Genomic DNA, 18,054 nt, shown 5'->3' on the forward strand with positions numbered 1-18,054 from the left:
ACGGTTCGTGAGCTGGACCCACGGCACGTCTCGACCCGTCGCCGCCATTCTGCGAAGGAGTTCTCGGTCATGACGAAGATCGTCAACCACTGGATCGGCGGCAAGCCCGTCGAAGGCGCCTCGGGCAACCACGGTCCGGTGACGAACCCGGCCACCGGCGAGGTCACCACCCGGGTCGCCTTCGCCTCCGTGGAGGAGGTGGACGCCGCGGTCGCCGCTGCCCAGGAGGCGTTCACGGCCTGGGGCCAGTCCTCGCTGGCGCAGCGCACCTCGATCCTCTTCCGCTTCCGCGCCCTGCTGGACGAGCACCGCGACGAGATCGCCGCCCTGATCACCGCCGAGCACGGCAAGGTGCACTCCGACGCCCTCGGCGAGGTCGCCCGCGGCCTGGAGGTCGTCGACCTGGCCTGCGGCATCGCCGTACAGCTCAAGGGCGAGCTGTCGACGCAGGTCGCCACCCGCGTCGACGTGGCCTCTCTCCGGCAGCCGCTCGGCGTCGTCGCCGGCATCACGCCGTTCAACTTCCCCGCGATGGTGCCGATGTGGATGTTCCCGCTGGCCATCGCCTGCGGCAACACCTTCGTGCTCAAGCCGAGCGAGAAGGACCCCTCCGCCGCCAACCGGCTCGCCGAACTGCTCGCCGAGGCCGGACTGCCCGACGGCGTCTTCAACGTCGTCCACGGCGACAAGACCGCCGTCGACCGGCTCCTGGAGCACCCGGACGTCAAGGCGGTCTCCTTCGTCGGCTCCACCCCGATCGCCCGCCACATCCACACCACCGCCTCCGCCCACGGCAAGCGCGTCCAGGCGCTCGGCGGCGCCAAGAACCACATGCTGGTACTGCCCGACGCCGACCTGGACGCGGCGGCCGACGCGGCCGTCTCCGCGGCCTACGGCTCGGCCGGCGAGCGCTGCATGGCGATCTCCGCGGTCGTCGCGGTCGGCGCCGTCGGCGACGCCCTGGTGGAGAAGATCCGCGAGCGCGCCGAGAAGATCGTCATCGGCCCCGGCGACGACCCGGCCTCCGAGATGGGCCCGCTGATCACCAAGGCCCACCGCGACAAGGTCGCCTCCTACGTCTCCGGCGCCGCCGCCGAGGGCGCCGAGGTCGTCCTGGACGGCACCGGCCACACCGTCGCCGGCCACGAGGACGGCCACTGGATCGGCATCTCCCTGCTGGACCGCGTGCCGACCACGGCCAAGGCGTACCAGGACGAGATCTTCGGCCCGGTGCTGTGCGTGCTGCGCGTGGAGACCTACGAGGAGGGCGTGGCGCTCGTCAACGCCTCGCCGTTCGGCAACGGCACCGCGATCTTCACCCGGGACGGCGGCGCCGCCCGCCGCTACCAACTGGAGGTCGAGGCCGGCATGGTCGGCGTGAACGTGCCGATCCCGGTCCCGGTCGGCTACCACTCCTTCGGCGGCTGGAAGGACTCGCTCTTCGGCGACCACCACATCTACGGCAACGACGGCACGCACTTCTACACCCGCGGCAAGGTCGTCACCACCCGCTGGCCCGACCCCTCCGAGGCCCCGACCGGCGTCGACCTGGGCTTCCCCCGCAACCACTGACGCCCCCTCGGCCCCGCAGGCCCGCGCCCCCGTCCCGCCCGGGACGGGGGCGCCCGCGCCGCCGCCGGCGCGGCGCGCACCCCGTACGGTGGGCGCATGGATCTCCGACTGCCCGCCCCGCGGCGGCTGTTCGGGGGCCGGCCCGGCGCGTGGCCGCCGCGGCGGCGGCCCTCGCGGTGCTGGCCGGCGCCGGGACCTGGACGGCCCTGGCCGGAGACGAGCCGGTCCCGGTGCGCCGCGCCGACCAGGTGGTCGCCACGGGTGGCGGAGTCCGCCTGGACACCTCGTACTTCACCGCCGGGGGGACCGGCCGCCGTCCGGCCGTCCTGCTCGCGCACGGCTTCGGCGGCAGCAAGGCCGACGTGCGCGCACAGGCCGAGCGGCCGGCCCGCGACGGGTACGCGGTGCTCACCTGGTCGGCGCGCGGCTTCGGCGAGTCCACCGGCCGGATCGGGCTGAATGCCCCCGACGGCGAGGTCGCCGACGTCTCCCGGCTCCTCGACTGGCTCCTCGACCGGCTCGCCGAACGGCCCGAGGCGGTCGGCGGCGCCGTCGGGCTGACCATCATCGGCAACGTCCTCGACGAGGTCACCGCCCTCGGCGACTGGCGCGAACTGCTCCCCGCCCACTGGCAGTACGCGTGGCTCGACGCCCTCGCGCCCCGTCTGGAGACGGCCCGCATGCTCCAGGGGGCCTCGCTCTCCCTGACCTGCGCCCTGGTGCTGACCGCCCTCGCCTTCCGGGGCTTCGCCCGCAAGGACATCGTCTCCTGACCCCCCGCGTATGACGTCGGACACGCGAGAGGGGCGGGCCGCCGGTGAGACCGGCCGCCCGCCCCTCCCTCCGATCAGCCCTGGCCGCTGGCGGACAGGATCGACACGTCCTCCAGGAGGTGCGCCAGCGCGCCGTCGCGCTTGGTCTGCGTCGAGTTCTCGGTGCACTGCTGGTTCAGGTCGTCCGAGAGCAGCGGGATGTCCTGGATCGGCACCAGGCCCACCACGCTCACCGGGATGTCGCTGACCGCGATGCAGGGCTTGTTGAAGGAGCCCTGGATGAGCGCCATCTGCGGGCTCATGTTGCCGTACGTCGCGGAGTTGCCGAAGTACTGCGAGGCACCGTTCCCGTTGGCGACGAGCGGTCCGCTGTCGTCGCCGAGCGCCATGGCCTGCGGGGCCGCGGCAGCGGAGGCACCCATGACGGAGGCGGCGATCGCCGCGTAGGCAACAACCTTCTTGATCACTGACTCGGTCCTTTCTGAGGAAACCCCGTCCACCGGAGCGCCCTGGTCAACTCCGCGACTGCAAACGGGTTTCTCCGGTTCACTCCGTCGGCCGACAACGGGAAGTGTGTGCGGATACCGCGGGCGCCCCGTATTCCAGCGGGTTTGCGTCCATTTCGCCGTTCCGCACGGGGCCAACCGGGTGAACGCCCGCAACCAATCATCCCGCCTCCTGTTGATGAGGCCGTAGGACAGTGCGTCGCTACGAGGAAAGGAACGCGAAGTGCTCAAGAAGGCAATGGTCGCCGCGGCGGCCGCCGCTTCTGTGATCGGTATGACGGCGGCTGCGGCTCCCCAGGCGCTTGCCATCGGAGACGACAACGGGCCGGCCGTGGCCAACGGCAACGGTGCCGTGTCGTCCTTCGGCAACTCGTCCACCAAGGGCGACATGAGCCCGCAGCTCTCGCTGGTCGAGGGTTCGCTGAACAAGCCGTGCCTCGGTGTCGAGGACGTCAACGCCGCCGTCGTCAACCTGGTCCCGGTCCAGGACGTGGCGCTGCTGTCGGACGACCTGAACCAGCAGTGCTCCGACAACTCCACCCAGGCCAAGCGCGACGGTGCCCTGTCGCACATCCTGGAGGACCTGTCGGTCCTGTCGGCGAACGTCCAGCGCTGAGCCGTATCGCGCTAGACCGGAGTGGCCCGCCGACAGACGTGCGGGCCACCCGGTCGGCACACGGACGGGGATGCCGCCGGGCAAGGGAATTTCACCCCTCCGGCGGTACGGCCGCACGATGCGGTAAGGCTTTCGGGTGAATTTCCCGGGGTTCCACGTTCCGATTTTTCTCCGGCCGTCAATTCCTCGTTCGCAGGCTGCTGGTCATGGTGCGAGCCATCCAAGCTGTGCTCGCGCGGTTTCGGCCGTCAATCAGGCATGACCGCAGAGAAGGGAAAGTTCATGAAGAAGAGCGCTGCTGTCGTCGCGGGCGCCATCATGGCCATGGGCATCGCCGCCCCGGCCTTCGCCGACGCCGGTGCCGAAGGTGCCGCCTTCGGTTCGCCGGGCGTCCTGTCCGGCAACGTCGTCCAGGTCCCCGTGCACGTTCCCGTCAACGTGTGCGGCAACAGCATCAACGTGATCGGTCTGCTGAACCCGGCGTTCGGCAACACGTGCGTGAACGACTGACGTCGTTCGGCACCAGCCGACCGGCTGCGTTACGGCCGGCCTTGTCCAACTCGCTTGGTTCAGGGCCGGCTTCGCCCCTTTTACGAGCCCACCGCTCCAGGCAGGAAGACAACTAGAGTGCGACAGACCCTGAGCAGGGGAATGGTCGCGGCGGCCGCCGCGACGAGCGTCCTGTCCCTGTGTGGCAGCCCCGCCTTCGCCGACGCGCAGGCCGACGGGGCAGCCGTCAACTCGCCGGGCGTCCTGTCCGGCAACACCGTCCAGGTGCCGGTCGACGTACCGGTGAACATCTGCGGCAACAGCGTCGACCTCGTCGGTCTGCTGAACCCGGCGTTCGGCAACCACTGCGAGAACCGCGGCGGGGAGCAGCACTCCGGCGCCCACCAGAACGGTCCGGGCCACGGCTCCGACGACCGCGGCCAGGGCTCGGAGGAGTCCGGCTACGGCGACGAAGGGTCCGGCTACGGCGACGGCGGGTCCGGCCACGGCTCCGACGGCGGCGGATACGGCCACGGCGGCGGGTACGGCGACGACCACTCCTCCGGCGCCTACGCGGGCGGCGGCACCGAGGGCTCGCCCGGCGTCGGCTCCGGCAACCACGCCCAGGTCCCGGTCGAGGTGCCGGTCAACCTCTGCGGGAACACCGTCGACGTGCTCTCCGTCCTCAACCCGGTCTTCGGCAACCACTGCGAGAACGGCGGCTACGGCTACGGCGAGGAGGAGCCGCCGCCCACCACGCCGCCGACGACTCCCCCCACCACGCCGCCGACGACGCCGCCGACGACGCCTCCCACCACGCCGCCGACGACGCCCCCCACGACGCCGCCGACGACGCCTCCCACCACGCCGCCGACGACGCCCCCCACCACGCCGGGGACGCCTCCGCCGCTGGCCGAGACCGGCGCCGCGGGCACCGTGGGATCGGCCGCCGCCGCTGCCGCGCTCCTCGCGGGCGGTGCCATCCTCTACCGCAGGGGCCGCACCGCGGCCCAGCGCTGAACAAGGGTTCCTCACTCCCCCCACCGCGCCGCCCCCGCCGGACACCGCAGCGTCCGCCGGGGGCGTTGTCGTGCCCGGGACGCCACGGCCCCCGCGGCCCCGGGTCAGCGCCGCGCCGCCCGCTCCTCGTCGGCGCGCCCCGGACGCCCGGACCCGGGAGCGCCCGCCTGCCGCACCACCCGCGCCGGAGCCGGCCCGGCCGGCGGCGTGCCGCCCGTACCGGACACCCGGCGCCGCAGCAGCCGGACCGCCGCGTGCCGGCCCCACCGCGTCCACAGCGCCCGCCCCGGCGCCCGGTCGTCCCGCGCGTGCCAGGCCAGCTCGCGTCCCCCGGCCGCCCGGCGCAGGGCGCTGAGCGGCGCGTAGTTCTCCACCACGAACGTCCGCCCCGGCCGCGGCTCCCCCTCGGGCAGCGGACGGTGGGTCAGGTCCAGGTGCAGGGCCCGCACCACGTCCAGCCCCGCCGAATCCTCGAAGAGCCGGAACTGGGCGCCGGGCCGCGGGTTGAAGTCCAGCAGGTGGTACGCGCCGGTCGTGCCGCAGCGCCGGAAGTCGAGGTCGAACACGCCCCGGTAGCCCAGCTCGCCCACCACCCGCCCGGCGACCGCCGCCACCGACGGGTTCGGCTCCCAGCGGCCCACCGCGGTCAGGCCCGCGCCGCGCGGCCGGGCCCGCGTCTTGCGCCCCGGCCCGCCCGCCCGCACCGCGCCCGTGTGGTCGGCGTACCCGTGGACGAACCAGTCCCGGCCCGCCCCCGGCTCCAGGTACGCCTGGAGCAGCAGCCTGCTGCCCGCCTCCCCGGCCCGCAGGAACAGCTCCCGGGCCTCCCGCGCCGAGCGCAGCAGCACCGTGCTGCGCAGCCCGCTGCCGGCCGGCACCAGCCACGGCCGGCTCCACTTCGCCACCACCGGCAGCCCCAGCCGCCACGCGGCGCGGGCCGCCTCCCCGGGGTCCTCCGGCACCAGCGTCTCCGGATGCGGCACGCCGAGCGCCGCGCACAGCCCGGCCAGCTCCGCCTTGTCGGCGACCCGCGCCGGCAGGTCCCCGGGCAGGTCGGGCAGGAGGAAGGCGGGCGCCAGCTCGGCCCGCGCCCGGCCCACCGCGACCGCGCAGGCGTCGTCCATCGGGATCAGCACCGCCGGCCGGGCGATCCGGGCGGCGATCCGGCGCAGCACCGCCGCGACCTCGGCCGCCGGGGCGCCGGGCGGCGGGGGCGTGTGCCGGGCGGTGACGAAGCGGGAGGAGCCGACGGGGCCGCCCGCGCAGTCGGCGACCAGGTGCACGTCCACCCCGGCCCGGCCGAGCGAGCGCACGGCGCCGAGGGTGCCGTGGTGGAAGGGATTCCGGTCGGTCCGCAGCACTACGGCGGGGACACGGGTGTCGAACAGCGGCACGGAGGGGTTCCTTCTCAGTCGGTCCGGATCACCACAGCGGGCGATCGGGACACCCGAAAGCCGTAGTGGCGGTGGCGTGAGGGCGCGTCATGTGACTGGGTGTCACTATGTGTCCCCGGCCGGTCACGCGGGGGGACGCGCGACGGAGCAGGGAGCGATACGTGCAGCAGGGCAGCACAGCGCAGGACGCAGAGCCGAGAGAGGAGCCGGTATGACCTCGCAACAGCCGCCGCGCCGGAGCCGCGGGCCCGCCCGTGCGGCGGTGGCGGTCGTGGCGGCGGTGGCGGCGACGGCCGTCCTGGCGGCCGGCCCCCAGGCCGCCGCCGAGGACCCGGCGGGGCCCGTGCCGGCCCCCGCCGCCCCGTCCGCCGCCCCGTCCGCCGTCCCGTCCGCCGCCCCGTCCGCCGTCCCGGCCCCGGGCCCCGCCGCGCCCGCGACAGGGCACACGCCCGCCTTCGGCGCGTACCTGGACTACGGGCCCGACGGCGTCACCCGCATGGCCGAACTCGGCGAGTGGCTCGGCGGCGCCGACCTGCGCGTCGGCCACACCTACCTGCCCGGCGACCGCTGGAGCAACATCGAGGGCGCCCCCGGCTTCCTCACCTCCTGGGCGCGGTGGCGCACCGCCCGCCCCGACCGGATGCTCGTCCTCAACGTGCCCATGATGGAGCGCAACGAGGACGGCGTCGGCGACGCGGAGGTCCGCACCCTGCTGCGCCAGGGCGCCGCCGGCCGCTTCGACCACCACTACCGGGCCCTCGCCGAGCGGCTGGTCGCCCTCCGCGTGCCCGACACGGTGCTGGTCCTCGGCTGGGAGATGAACGGCACCACCTACACCCACCGCTGCGGCCCCGACCCCGAGGCGTGGAAGACGTACTGGAACCGGATCGTCACCACCATGCGGTCGGTGCCCGGCCAGGAGTTCCGCTTCGACTTCGCGCCGAGCCGCGGCCGGGACGCCGTGCCGTGGACCGAGTGCTACCCGGGCGACGACACCGTCGACGTCATCGGCATGGACTCCTACGACCAGCCGCGCGGCATGCCCTTCGACGAGCAGGTGAGCGAGCCCTACGGCCTCCAGGCGCACGTCGACTTCGCGAAGGCCCACGGCAAGCCCGTCTCGTACCCGGAGTGGGGGCTCTTCCGCAACGGCGACAACCCGGAGTACATGCGGCGGATGCTCGCCTGGATGGACGAGCACCGGCCGCTGTACAACACCGTCACCGACTACTGCCCGCACGGCGTGTGGCAGTGCGGGCAGAACCCCGAGTCCACCGCCGTCTACCGGTCCGTCCTCTCCGGCCGCGCCGAGGAGCCGGCCACCGCGCCCGAACCGGCCGCCACGCCCACCGCGCCCGAACCGGCCCGGCCGCCGGCCGGCTGCTCCCCGCTGGAACTGGGCGACTGGGTCGAGCACTGGCTCGGCGGACGGCTCTGCCTGCGCCTGGACTGGTGGTCGCGCGACCGGTAGCCGGACGCCCCGGCGGCCGGGCCGCTCAGGTCCGGCCGCCACCGCGCTCCCTCCGCTCCGCGCGGGCGCGCAGCGCCTCCCTGCCGCGCCGGCGGACGGCGGCGTCCGCGACGGCCGCCGCCAGCAGCGGCGCCGTGTGCCGGCGGGCGAGCAGCAGCCGCCCGTTGACCACCGGCAGGGGGCGCCAGTGGTGCTTGTACGGCTCGTTGCCGCGCAGCAGGCTCAGCGTGCCGTGCCCGCCGTCACGCGCGCGCCCCGCGCACGCCTCCAGCAGCATCACCGCCACGTCGGCCTTCAGCTCGCGCAGCCTCGGGTGGGCGCCGTACAGGTAGCCGCCGGCCAGCCGGGGCGACAGCAGCGTCAGGTCCACCGCCACCACCTCCTCGTCCAGCCGGAACTCGGTGACCACCGCGTCCCCGGACCGGACCATCGGCTCCGCGGCCCGCACCAGGTGCTCGCGGAACCGGGGCCGCAGGTGCTCGCCGGTCACCTTCCGCCCCTGCCACTGGAGCCGGTGCAGCTCCAGCAGCCGCCCCAGCGCGGCCTCCGTCTCCTCGGGCAGGACGGCGCGCGCCTTGACGCCGAGCGCGTCCAGCCTGCGCAGCTGGGCACGGATCCGCTGCCGCGCCTTGGCCGAGGGCAGCCGGGCCACCAGGTCGTCCACCGGGGCGGCGGGCAGTTCCAGGCAGAGGGAGTCCGCGAGCCGGTGCCGGGGCCCGCGCCAGCGGTCGTAGACGGCCTCGGCGGCGGCACCCGGCCGGACCTCGCGCAGGTCGACGAGGGCGGTGCGGGCCGCCCGCGCCAGGGCCCCCGCGAGGGCGTCCGCCGCCGCGGTGCCGTGCCCGTCGTCCAGCAGCACGTCCCCGTAGTCGCGCAGCGCCCCGCCCAGCGGCACCAGTGACGGCACCGGGCGGGCCACCCGCATCAGCGGGGCGGCGCCCACCAGTTCGGCGCCGTCGCGCACGAGCAGCAGCCGCAGCCGGCCCGGACGCCCGTAGGAACGCCACCAGGAGTGCAGCCAGGCGTGGCTCTGGAACGGGGTCGCGGCGGCGCACCGCCGGTACAGCCGCGTCCACCGCGGGCCCAGCTCGGCGAACCGGCGCTCGTCGGTGACGAGTTCGCTCGTGTACCTCACAGCAGCCCGCGCGCGTCGTCGGCGGGGGAGCCGGGGCCCGGGACCGGGGTCGGCGCCGGGTCGCGGCGCGGCCGGACCAGCAGCGCCAGCCCGCCCAGCAGTCCGCCCGCGCTCGCGCCGACCAGCCCGGTCAGCGGGGCGGAGGCCGAGGACGCCTCGGTCGGCCGGGTGGCCCGCGCGAAGGACCGCAGCACCACGTGGGTGTCGTCCCCGGCGGCCTCGGCGTGCCGGGTGAGGGCCCGGGAGACGGCGTCGGCCATGCCCGCGGCCTCGGCCGGGCGGGAGGAGGTGGCCGTGATGGAGACCATCGGCGCGTCCGGCGAGGTCTGCGCCCGCACGCTCGACCGCAGGGTGGCCACCGGCACGCCCGCCGTCTTCTGGGCGTCCCCGAGCACCGCGAGCTGCGTGGCGACCCGCCCGTAGGCCTGGGCGAAACCGAGGGCGGCGGCCGGGTCGGACTTCTCGGTGGGGACGGCGACGACATAGCTCGTGGCCGTGTACTGCGGGGTGCGCAGCAGGCCGTAGCCGCCGCCGAGCAGCCCGCCGGCGAGCACACCGGCCGCGAGCAGCGACCAGGCGGGCAGGGCCCGGCGCGGCCGGCGCGGGGCGTCCGCGCGCCGGCCGAGGCGCGGGCGGCGCCCCCGCGCGGGCTCCGGGGCCGGTTCGGCGGGCGGCGCGTCGGCGTCGGCGGGCGCGGACTGGACGGTGGACTCGGTCATGCGGAACCAACTCCCTGGAGGGCCGGGGACGAGGGGCGGGTGAGGGCGGTGGCGTACACGTCCATCAGCCGGGCGGCGCTGCGGGTGACGCAGTAGTGGCGGGCGGCCTCGGGCGCGGCGCGCTCACCGGGCGGGGCGGCGCGGGCCTCGGCGAGGGCGCGGGCGAACGCGGCCGGCCCGCCGGTGACGCGCCGGGCGGCGGGCGCGGCCGACGGGGGGAGGTCCTCGATCGCCGGGCAGGAGGCGTAGAGCACCGGCAGCCCCGAGGCCAGCGCCTCCACCGCGGCCAGCCCGAACGCCTCCTCCGGGGACGGCGAGGCCAGGACGTCCATCGCGCCGAGCAGGGCGGGCAGGTCCGGTCCGGGCGAGCCGCCGGGCACCCCCGGCCGCTCCCCGGCCAGCACGACCCGGTCCGCGACCCCGGCCCGCCGGGCGGCCTCGCGCAGCGCGGGCTCCTCGGGGCCGCCGCCGACCAGCAGCAGCCGGACGTCGCCGGGCAGCCGGGCCAGGGCCCCGACCAGGACGTCGAACCGCTTGCCCGGGACGAGCCGGCCCAGGCCGCCGACGACGTACGCGTCCTCGGGCAGGCCCAGCAGGCGCCGGGCGCGGAGCCGGGACGCCGGATCGAAGCGCAGGCGGTCCAGGTCGATGCCGTTGGGGACGACCGCGATGCGGGGCGCGGGCACCCCCCAGCGGCGCAGCCGGCCGGCGACGGTGGGGGAGACGGCGACGGTGGCACGGCCCAGCCGCTCCCCGGCCAGGTACAGGGCGCGTACCCCCGCGGTGAGCGGCCGGCCCTCCATCTGCGTGTCGCCCAGGGAGTGTTCGGTGGCGACGACAGCCCGCACCCCGGCCAGCCGGGCCGCGATCCGGCCGTAGAGGCAGGCGCGGTACAGGTGGGTGTGGACGAGGTCGTAGCGGCCGGCGCGGATCGTCCGGGCCAGCCGGGGCAGCGCCGCCAGGTCCCGGTTGCCGCCCATGCCGAGGTGCGTGACGCGCACCCCGTCGGCGGCGAGGCCGTCGGCGACCGGGCCCGGGTGGGTGAGCGTGACGACCTCGCTGTCGACCGGCAGGTGGCGCAGCAGCAGCCGCAGTTGCTGCTCGGCGCCGCCCACGCCGAGGCCGGTGATGATGTGCAGGACCCTGGCGGGGCCGGGCTCCGGGCGCATCTCACACCCCCTGCGCGGGACGGCGGCGCAGCCGGTGCAGCCGGGTCTTCAGCAGCAGCCGCACGGCCGTGTCCCGCTGGCCGACGTGCACCCGGGGCAGTGCGTACGGGCCGGTCAGCGGGCCGGGGTCGATGGCGCAGGCGTAGGCGTACCCGGCCTCGCGCACGGCGTCGGCGGCCCGTCGGTCGACGGCTCCGTACGGGTAGCAGAAACCGGCGGGCGCGGTGCCGGTCAGCTCGGTCAGCAGCACGCGGCTGCCGGCGGTCTCGGAGGCCAGCGTGGTCGCCCCGGCCGTGGTGAGGTCGGCGTGGACGAGCCCGTGCGAGCCGATCTCGACGCCCTCGGCGGCGGCCCGCCGGATGCCCTCGCTGGTCAGCAGGCGTTTGCGCGGGCCGAGCGGGTCCCAGGCGTTGTCGCCGCCGAGCCGTCCCGGCAGGACGAACAGGGTCGCCCCGCAGCCCCAGCGGCGCAGCCGGGGCAGCGCGTGCTCGACGAAGTCGGCGTACCCGTCGTCGAAGGTCAGCCCGACCAGGCCGCGCTCCTCGCCGCGGGCGCGGGCGGCCAGCAGCGTGGCCACGGACACCCCGCGCAGCCCGCGCCGGCGCAGCCAGCCGAGCTGCGCGTCCAGCCGCTCGGGGGTGACGGTGATGCGGTACGGGTCGTCGCTCACGTCGCCGACCGAGTGGTACATCGCCACCCACGGCACGGTGCGGGCCCGGGGGCGGAGCTCAACGGAATCTGCGGAAACGGCCATGCGGAAGCCTTCGTGTGACGGGACGGAGGACGGTGCGGAGGACCGGGCGGAGCAGGGGCGGGGCACCGCGCGCGCAGCGGACGGCGGTGGAGGCGCCCTGGACGCCCAGGGCGAGGCCGAGCAGGGCGAAGACGGCGAGGACGGTCCCGGCGCCGGCGGCGACCCCGGCCGCCGGGGAGGCGGCGCGGTCCGCGACGGCCGCGCCCGCCGCCGTCGCCACCGCCGCCGCCGGGACCAGCCGGGCCAGTTCGCCCAGCGTCCGGCCGGGGCGGACCGGGACGCTGCGCGGGCCCATGCCGGCCAGCAGCAGGGCGGCGGTCAGGGTGATCCCGGCGGCGTTGCCGGCGGCGATGCCCGCCACGCCCCAGGGACCCACCGCGAGGGCGCCGACGGCCGCGGTCGCGGCGACACCGGCCGCCATCGCGCCGAACGGGTACCAACTGCCGCGGCCCGCCGAGAAGTAGGAGCGGGCCAGCGCGCCCACCACGGTCTGGCCGAGCAGCCCGAGCGCGTACACGCGCATCACCCCGGCGGTCGCCGCCGTGTCGGCCGCGCCGAAGGCGCCGCGCTCGAAGAGGACGGTGACGATCCGGGGCGCGCAGGCGACGATCACCGCCGTGCCCAGCAGCACCAGGCACGCGGCGAGCGCCACGTCCCGCTCGACGCGGTCGCGGGCCCGGACCGTGTCGCCGTCCGCCAGCGCCCGCGCCACCACCGGGAAGGTGACCGTGCACAGCATCAGCGACAGCGTCATCGGGATCTGCGCGACCTTCTGCGCGTAGTTGAGGTGCGAGATCGCCCCGGCGGGGAGGCCCGAGGCGAGGAAGCGCTCGATGAGCACCTGGGACTGGCGGCACAGCGCGAAGAGCAGGACGGTGGCGAAGAGGGCGAGCGCGAGCGGCCGCGCGGCGTCGGCCGTGGGCTCGGGGCCGGTGGCGGCGGCGGGGCCGGTGGCCGTGGTGGCGGCGCTGTCCGCGCGCCCGGCCGGGGGGCCGTCCGCACGGCCGGTGGCGGGTACGTGCCCGGGGCCGGGCGGGGGGAGGTCCGTACGGCCGGTCGTGGTGCCGGTGGCGGAGCCGGCCGGGCCCGCCGCGCTCCGGGCGGTGTCCCCGGCCCGCAGCCGCCCCAGCAGCGACGGCGCCTGGGCCGCCACCATCAGCACCCCGCCCACCGCGACCCCCGCCGCCGCCGAGCGCACCCCGAGGCGCCCGCCCAGCGCGACCATCGTCGCGATGATGCCGGTGTTGTACGCGACGTAGATCGCCGCCGGTGCCAGGAAGCGGCCGTGCGCCCGCAGCGCGGCGCTGCAGTAGCCGGCCAGCCCGAAGCTGAGCAGGCAGGTCGCGGTGAGCCGGGTGCAGTCCACCGCCAGGGCGTGGTCGGCGAGGCCCGGCGCCAGCGCGCGGACCAGCAGCGGGGCACCGGCGGCGACCACGGCGCCGGCCGCCGCGAAGGCGAGCGCCAGCCGGGGCAGGGTCGCGGCGACCAGCGCCCGGACCGGGTCCCCGGGCACGCCCCGGGCACGGCGGGCCAGGGCCAGGCTGAACATCGGGACCAGCGCGAAGGCCAGCCCGTCCTCGATGAGCAGCGTCGCCGCGAACTCCGGCACGGTCCACGCCACCAGGAAGGCGTCGGTCGCGCCGCCCGCCCCGAAGAGCCGCGCCAGCGCCTGGTCCCGGGCCAGCCCGAGCACCGACCCGGCGACCGACAGGGCGGCCGTGACCAGCGCGGCCCGCGCGAGGAAGCCCCGCGGGGGACGGACCGCACCGGCCGCCTTCCGGACCGGGGCGGGCGCGGGCGCCGGGGCGGGTGCCGGTGCCGTGGCCGGGGCGGCCGGGGGAGGGGTCACCGTCATGGGGCCGGGGCCTCCCGCGCGCCCCACGCCCACCAGGCGGCGAGCCCGAGGCAGAGGGCGGTCAGCACCGTCGAGGGCCCGCCGATGTCGGCGTAGGCGAAGTCGGTGAGCTGCCACACCAGCAGCCCGCAGGCGATCAGCCCGCAGTCCGTGCCCGCCCCGCCCCCGGGACGGCGCCGGTGCGCGAGGAGGCGGCGCAGGCCGAGGACGAGCAGCGCCAGCCAACCGCCCGCCAGCGCGACCAGCCCGATCAGCCCCTGCTCCGCCAGGATGAGCAGGTACATGTTGTGCGGGGAGAGCAGCGGCTGCCGGTAGTAGCCGGAACCGGCGCCCTCGGTCTCGCTGCCGGAGGACAGGGCGAGCGAGGCGTGGCCGTCCCGGTGCTCCGGGAAGCCCTTCAGGCCGACGCCGGTCAGTGGCGCCTCCCGCCACATGCCGGCCGCCGCCGCCCACATCGTGTACCGGTCGGTCACCGAGCGGTCGGGGGCGTCGGTGATCCGGGTGATGCTGTCGACCCGCTCCTGGAGCATGGCCGTCCCCACCCCGAACCCGCCGACCAGCACCACGCCCGCCGCGACGGCCGCCGCACCCACCGCCGCCGCCCGGCGCGCCCCGGACAGCAGCAACTGCGCCGCGCAGGTCAGCGCCGTGGCGATCCACGCCCCGCGGCTGAAGGACAGCGCGAGCGGCAGCAGCAGCGCCAGCGCGCACCCCGCGGCCACCGCCCGCCGCCGCACGGGCCCCGGGCCCAGCGCCAGGCCGACCGCGCAGACCAGCCCCAGGGAGACGACGGTCGCCATGCCCATCACGTCCTGCGGCCCGAAGGTGCCCACCGCGCGCACCTGTTCGCCCTGGTAGGAGGCGCCCGTCCCGGTGGCGTACTGGTACACCCCGACCGCGCCCTGCCACAGCGCGAGCCCCACCGCCGACCAGGCCAGCAGCCGTACGTCGGAACGGCCCCGCACCAGCAGCAGCACAGCCGCCGGGACCAGCACGAAGACCTGGAGGTAGCGGCCGAGGCCGAGGAGCCCGGCTCCCGGCGAGGACGCGCCGAGCGCGGCGACGGCCAGGCCCGCCACCGGCAGCCCGAGCACCACGGCCGCCGTGCGCGGCAGGGGACGCCGCCGCCCGCGCAGCAGGGCGACGACGCAGCCGGCCACCAGCACCGCCGACGCCGCGTCGGCCGGGTGCGGGCCGCCCCGCCCGTCCGGGGGGACGGGCAGCGCGAGCAGGACGACGACCGCGACCGCGGCCAGCACGGGGGGCAGCCGCCGCACCCGCGCGGCCGGCCACGCGGCGAGGGCCTGGCTCACCGGGTCAGCTCCCCGTCGGGCGCAGCAGCGCGACGGCCGTGCGCAGCAGGATGCACACGTCCTGCCACAGCGACCAGTCGTCGATGTACGCGTTGTCGAAGCGGGCCCGGTCCTCGATCGAGGTGTCGCCGCGCAGTCCCTGCACCTGGGCGAGTCCGGTGATGCCGCCCGGCATCCGGTGCCGGGCCGCGTAGCCGGGGTGCGTGCTGCTGAACTGGGCCACGAAGTAGGGGCGTTCGGGGCGCGGGCCGACCAGGCTCATGTCGCCGCGCAGCACGTTCCACAGTTGCGGCAGCTCGTCCAGGGAGGTGCGGCGCAGGAAACGGCAGAACCACGGCATCCGCCGCTCGTCCGCCACGCTCCACCGGGTCGCCGCCTCGTGTTCGTCGACGGGGCGGTGGGTGCGGAACTTCAGCAGAGTGAACGGTTTTCCGTACTGGCCGACGCGCTCCTGGCGGAAGACCACGCCCGGCCCGCCGGTGCCCCGCAGCACCGCCGCGCAGACCAGCAGCAGCGGGCTCAGCAGCAGCAACAGGGCCCCGGACACGCCCACGTCCAGCGCCCGCTTGCCGGCGCCGCCCGGCTGCCGGGGCTCCGGAGCGGGGGCGCGGCAGGGGAAGCCGGCGAGCCGGTCGCCGCCCGGCGCGGGCACGGGCCCGTCCACGTCCAGTTCCCACACCGCGCACCCCGACTCGGCGAGCACCCGCAGCAGCGGGCCGGCCGCGGCCCCGGCGGGCGGGCGCACGGCCAGCACGTCGCGCACGCCGTTCTGCACGACCGCCCGCCGCACCTCCTCGCCCGTGGTCAGCACCGGCAGCCCGGCGGTGCCGTCCGCCTCCTCGGCGACCACCCCCACCGGCCGTACCCCGCACGCCGGATGGCGCAGCACGGCGGCGGCCACCCGCTGCGCCGTCGCGGCCGGCCCCGCCACCAGGGCGGCCCGCGGCCGGTTCAGCGCCGCCGCGCGCCGCCGCCGGTGCACGGCACCGCGCCCGGCGCAGACCGCCGCCGTGTGCAGCAGGAACCCGCCGAGCAGCGTCCCGGCGGACAGCGCGTGCGGCGGGGCGCACGCCGCCACCAGCGCCGCCAGCGTCAGCCACAGCACCGCGATCCGGCCGCCCAGCGCGGGCAGTTCGTCCAGCACCCCGGGCAGCCGGCGGTGCGGCCGGCGGCCGGGCAGCAGCGCGGCGGCGGCCAGCAGCCCGGTGAGCAGCGGGCGGTGCGGGACGCCGCCGAGCACCAGGGTGCCCGTCAGCGCCGCCGCGCCGTCCACGACGAGCAGCGGCATCCGGGAGGCGGGGCGCGGCGCCGGCCGGCGGGCGGGCGACGGGACACCGGTGGCGGCGCGCGGCGCCAGCACCGCGACGGAGCCGGTGTCGCGCGGTTGCCCCGCGGGCGTGGGGACGGTGCTTTCCGCGGTCACGAGGAGACGGCCTCCCTGGAGTCGGTGGACACGGACGGCCCGTGCGCGGTCCCGCCGGACGGGACACGCCCCCGGGGGGCCGGGCCGTCCAGGACCTCGCGGTACACCGCGGCGACGGACCGCGCGGTGTGCCGTACGTCGTGGGTGGACAGGACGTGCTCCCGTCCCTCGCGGCCCAGCGCGGCGAGCAGCGGGGCGTTGGCGAGCAGCGTGGTCATCGCGCGGGCCAGCGCGAAGGGGTCGCCGGCGGGCACCAGGCCGTACGGGGCGAGGGCGGCGGGCAGCGACTCGCGGGCGCCGTCCACGTCGGTGACGACCACGGGCCGGGCGCAGGCCAGCGCCTCCAGTGGGGCCAGCGCCATCCCCTCCCACCGCGAGGGCAGGACGACCAGGTCGGCGGCCCGGTACCAGGGCAGGGGGTCGGGGGCGTTCCCGGCGAAGAGCACGGAGGCCGGGGCGGCCCCGGCGAGCCGGGCGCGGTCCGGTCCGTCGCCGACCAGCGCCAGCCGGGCCCCGGGCAGCCGGGCGCTCACCCGCCGCCAGGCGGCCAGCAGCACGTCCTGGCCCTTCTGCCGGCACAGCCGCCCCACGCAGACCACCAGCGGGCCGCCCGGCGCGGGGCGGGCGGGGGAGGGGCCGGCCGGGGTCTCGGCGTCGGCGTCGGCGCCGGTCGCGGGGACGGGACGGAAGCGGTCGGTGTCGACGCCGTTCGGCACCACGGACCAGGGGCCGCGGACACCGGCCCGCTCTCCGCGCCGCCGCTCCGCCTCGCTCACGCACACCGTCCGCGCCGTCCAGCGCGCCGCCCACCGCTCCCAGTCCCGTGCCAGGGTCGCCGTCCGGCCGTCGACGGCCTCGAACGACCAGGCGTGCGGCTGGAACACGGTCGGCACGCGCCCGCGCACCGCGAGCCGCCCGGCGAGTCCGGCCTTGGCGCTGTGCGCGTGCACCAGGTCGGGCCGGGCCTCCGCGACGATCCGGGCGAGCCGGCGCACCTCCCCGGCCAGGGCGGGGCCGGGCGAGCGGGTCGCCGGCCAGGGGTGCACCCGGGCGCCCAGCGACCGGAGTTCGGCGGCCAGGCGGCTCTCCGGACAGGCGACCTCGACCCGCATCCCGCGGGCGACCTGATCACGCGCCAGGTCCGCCACGACCCGGGCGACCCCGCCGTCCACCGGCTGGGTGACGTGGAGGACTCTCGCACGGCAGGCGGGCGGTGACAGGCGCATACGGATGCCCTTTCGGAACGTGCGGAGCGTCCGTGACCTTCGGAGCTGCTGAGCGTGCGGGGGGTGAGGAGAAGCGAGGGGGGAGGCGAGGCGGCGGGGCGCGGCCGGGCGCGCGGGGACGGTGGGTTCGCGGGTGCGACAGCGCCCTCGGCCGGTGGCCCACAAGGGTGCGGTGCCCCGTCGACTGCTGAGGGACTCTATCCGGTATCCGTATGAAACGGTTGAAAGCAGGCAAGTGTGTTGGATTGGTGAACGCCGGGTTCCGGCAGATCACTCCTTTGGCGGCAGAACTCCGGGCGCCGCGGCGCGTTGACACCGTGCCGGGCACCCGCCCGGATGTTTGTGTCAACCCCAAGGAGCACCTCTCCATGTCGCGTATCGCGAAGGGCCTGGCCCTGACCTCCGTCGCCGCCGCCGCGGTGGCGGGCACCGCCGGTGTCGCCGCTGCCGACAGCGGCGCGCAGGCCGCCGCCGCCCACTCCCCGGGCGTCCTGTCGGGCAACGTGCTGCAGGTTCCGGTCCACGTCCCGGTCAACGTCTGCGGCAACACCATCGACGTCATCGGCCTGCTGAACCCGGCGTTCGGCAACGTGTGCGTGAACGACTGACGTCGCTCGAC

General features: G+C 76.7%; 16 protein-coding genes and 1 pseudogene. 7 read left to right on the forward strand and 10 right to left on the reverse strand.

Annotation, left to right across the window (positions count from 1 at the left end):
- Nucleotides 1-69: 69 nt before the first annotated feature.
- Together mmsA and VM636_RS20075 are read left to right on the forward strand one after the other, a co-directional pair.
- Nucleotides 70-1,572: a CoA-acylating methylmalonate-semialdehyde dehydrogenase gene (gene mmsA, locus VM636_RS20070; RefSeq protein WP_030418198.1), complete on the forward strand. Its 1,503-nt coding sequence runs from the start codon at nucleotides 70-72 to the stop codon at nucleotides 1,570-1,572.
- A gap of 96 nt (nucleotides 1,573-1,668) precedes the next feature.
- Nucleotides 1,669-2,081, forward strand: a pseudogene (locus tag VM636_RS20075) (alpha/beta fold hydrolase); the annotation flags it as partial.
- A gap of 338 nt (nucleotides 2,082-2,419) precedes the next feature.
- On the opposite strand, the gene rdlB reads toward VM636_RS20075, so the two are convergent.
- Nucleotides 2,420-2,812 (reverse strand): rodlin RdlB, encoded by a 393-nt coding sequence (rdlB, locus tag VM636_RS20080; protein WP_030418200.1) that lies wholly within the window; start codon nucleotides 2,810-2,812, stop codon nucleotides 2,420-2,422.
- A 262-nt stretch (nucleotides 2,813-3,074) separates the two neighbouring features.
- Here rdlB and rdlA point away from each other — a divergent pair, with 262 nt between their 5' ends.
- The 3 genes from rdlA to VM636_RS20095 all read left to right on the forward strand — a co-directional run bounded on the left by rdlA (nucleotide 3,075) and on the right by VM636_RS20095 (nucleotide 4,976).
- The gene (gene rdlA, locus VM636_RS20085; RefSeq protein WP_030418201.1) at nucleotides 3,075-3,467 is read left to right on the forward strand and encodes a rodlin RdlA; all 393 of its coding nucleotides are present in this window, start codon (nucleotides 3,075-3,077) and stop codon (nucleotides 3,465-3,467) included.
- A gap of 282 nt (nucleotides 3,468-3,749) precedes the next feature.
- Nucleotides 3,750-3,977, forward strand: coding sequence for a chaplin ChpD (gene chpD, locus VM636_RS20090; protein ID WP_030418202.1), 228 nt, complete (start codon nucleotides 3,750-3,752; stop codon nucleotides 3,975-3,977).
- 117 nt (nucleotides 3,978-4,094) lie between these two features.
- The gene (locus VM636_RS20095; protein ID WP_107091378.1) at nucleotides 4,095-4,976 is read left to right on the forward strand and encodes a chaplin; all 882 of its coding nucleotides are present in this window, start codon (nucleotides 4,095-4,097) and stop codon (nucleotides 4,974-4,976) included.
- Nucleotides 4,977-5,080: 104 nt separating this feature from the next.
- On the opposite strand, the gene VM636_RS20100 is transcribed toward VM636_RS20095, so the two are convergent.
- Entirely contained in the window at nucleotides 5,081-6,370 is a 1,290-nt protein-coding gene (locus VM636_RS20100; protein WP_338485260.1) for an ATP-grasp domain-containing protein, read from the reverse strand.
- Between the two features lie 211 nt (nucleotides 6,371-6,581).
- Here VM636_RS20100 and VM636_RS20105 point away from each other — a divergent pair, with 211 nt between their 5' ends.
- Nucleotides 6,582-7,841: a glycosyl hydrolase gene (locus VM636_RS20105; RefSeq protein ID WP_338485261.1), complete on the forward strand. Its 1,260-nt coding sequence runs from the start codon at nucleotides 6,582-6,584 to the stop codon at nucleotides 7,839-7,841.
- Nucleotides 7,842-7,866: 25 nt separating this feature from the next.
- Here VM636_RS20105 and VM636_RS20110 read toward each other — a convergent pair whose 3' ends face one another.
- Genes VM636_RS20110 through VM636_RS20145 form a run of 8 tightly spaced genes read right to left on the reverse strand, consistent with a single transcriptional unit; the run spans nucleotide 7,867 to nucleotide 17,435 of the window.
- A complete protein-coding gene (locus tag VM636_RS20110; protein WP_030418206.1) occupies nucleotides 7,867-8,976 on the reverse strand; it encodes a GNAT family N-acetyltransferase in 1,110 nt (369 codons plus the stop codon).
- On the reverse strand, nucleotides 8,973-9,695 hold the full coding sequence (locus VM636_RS20115) for a hypothetical protein (RefSeq protein ID WP_030418207.1): 723 nt from the start codon (nucleotides 9,693-9,695) through the stop codon (nucleotides 8,973-8,975). The genes VM636_RS20110 and VM636_RS20115 overlap by 4 nt, the downstream gene beginning before the upstream one ends.
- Nucleotides 9,692-10,864, reverse strand: coding sequence for a glycosyltransferase (locus tag VM636_RS20120; protein WP_030418208.1), 1,173 nt, complete (start codon nucleotides 10,862-10,864; stop codon nucleotides 9,692-9,694). Before VM636_RS20120 ends, VM636_RS20115 begins: the two co-directional genes overlap by 4 nt.
- Nucleotide 10,865: 1 nt before the next feature.
- Nucleotides 10,866-11,618 carry a polysaccharide deacetylase family protein gene (locus VM636_RS20125; protein ID WP_234312501.1) on the reverse strand — a complete coding sequence of 251 codons (753 nt, stop codon included), beginning with the start codon at nucleotides 11,616-11,618 and terminating at the stop codon, nucleotides 10,866-10,868.
- Entirely contained in the window at nucleotides 11,593-13,473 is a 1,881-nt protein-coding gene (locus VM636_RS20130) for a lipid II flippase MurJ (protein WP_338485263.1), read from the reverse strand. The genes VM636_RS20125 and VM636_RS20130 overlap by 26 nt, the downstream gene beginning before the upstream one ends.
- On the reverse strand, nucleotides 13,470-14,786 hold the full coding sequence (locus VM636_RS20135) for an O-antigen ligase family protein (RefSeq protein WP_051821161.1): 1,317 nt from the start codon (nucleotides 14,784-14,786) through the stop codon (nucleotides 13,470-13,472). Before VM636_RS20135 ends, VM636_RS20130 begins: the two co-directional genes overlap by 4 nt.
- 4 nt (nucleotides 14,787-14,790) lie before the next feature.
- Nucleotides 14,791-16,209 carry an exopolysaccharide biosynthesis polyprenyl glycosylphosphotransferase gene (locus tag VM636_RS20140; RefSeq protein WP_338485264.1) on the reverse strand — a complete coding sequence of 473 codons (1,419 nt, stop codon included), beginning with the start codon at nucleotides 16,207-16,209 and terminating at the stop codon, nucleotides 14,791-14,793.
- On the reverse strand, nucleotides 16,206-17,435 hold the full coding sequence (locus VM636_RS20145) for a glycosyltransferase (protein ID WP_338485265.1): 1,230 nt from the start codon (nucleotides 17,433-17,435) through the stop codon (nucleotides 16,206-16,208). The genes VM636_RS20140 and VM636_RS20145 overlap by 4 nt, the downstream gene beginning before the upstream one ends.
- Nucleotides 17,436-17,803: 368 nt before the next feature.
- Here VM636_RS20145 and chpG point away from each other — a divergent pair, with 368 nt between their 5' ends.
- Nucleotides 17,804-18,043 carry a chaplin ChpG gene (gene chpG / locus VM636_RS20150; protein WP_030418214.1) on the forward strand — a complete coding sequence of 80 codons (240 nt, stop codon included), beginning with the start codon at nucleotides 17,804-17,806 and terminating at the stop codon, nucleotides 18,041-18,043.
- The last annotated feature ends 11 nt before the right edge of the window (nucleotides 18,044-18,054 follow it).

Origin of the sequence: Streptomyces sp. SCSIO 75703 (genome assembly GCF_036607905.1) — a bacterium.
Lineage (GTDB): Bacteria > Actinomycetota > Actinomycetes > Streptomycetales > Streptomycetaceae > Streptomyces.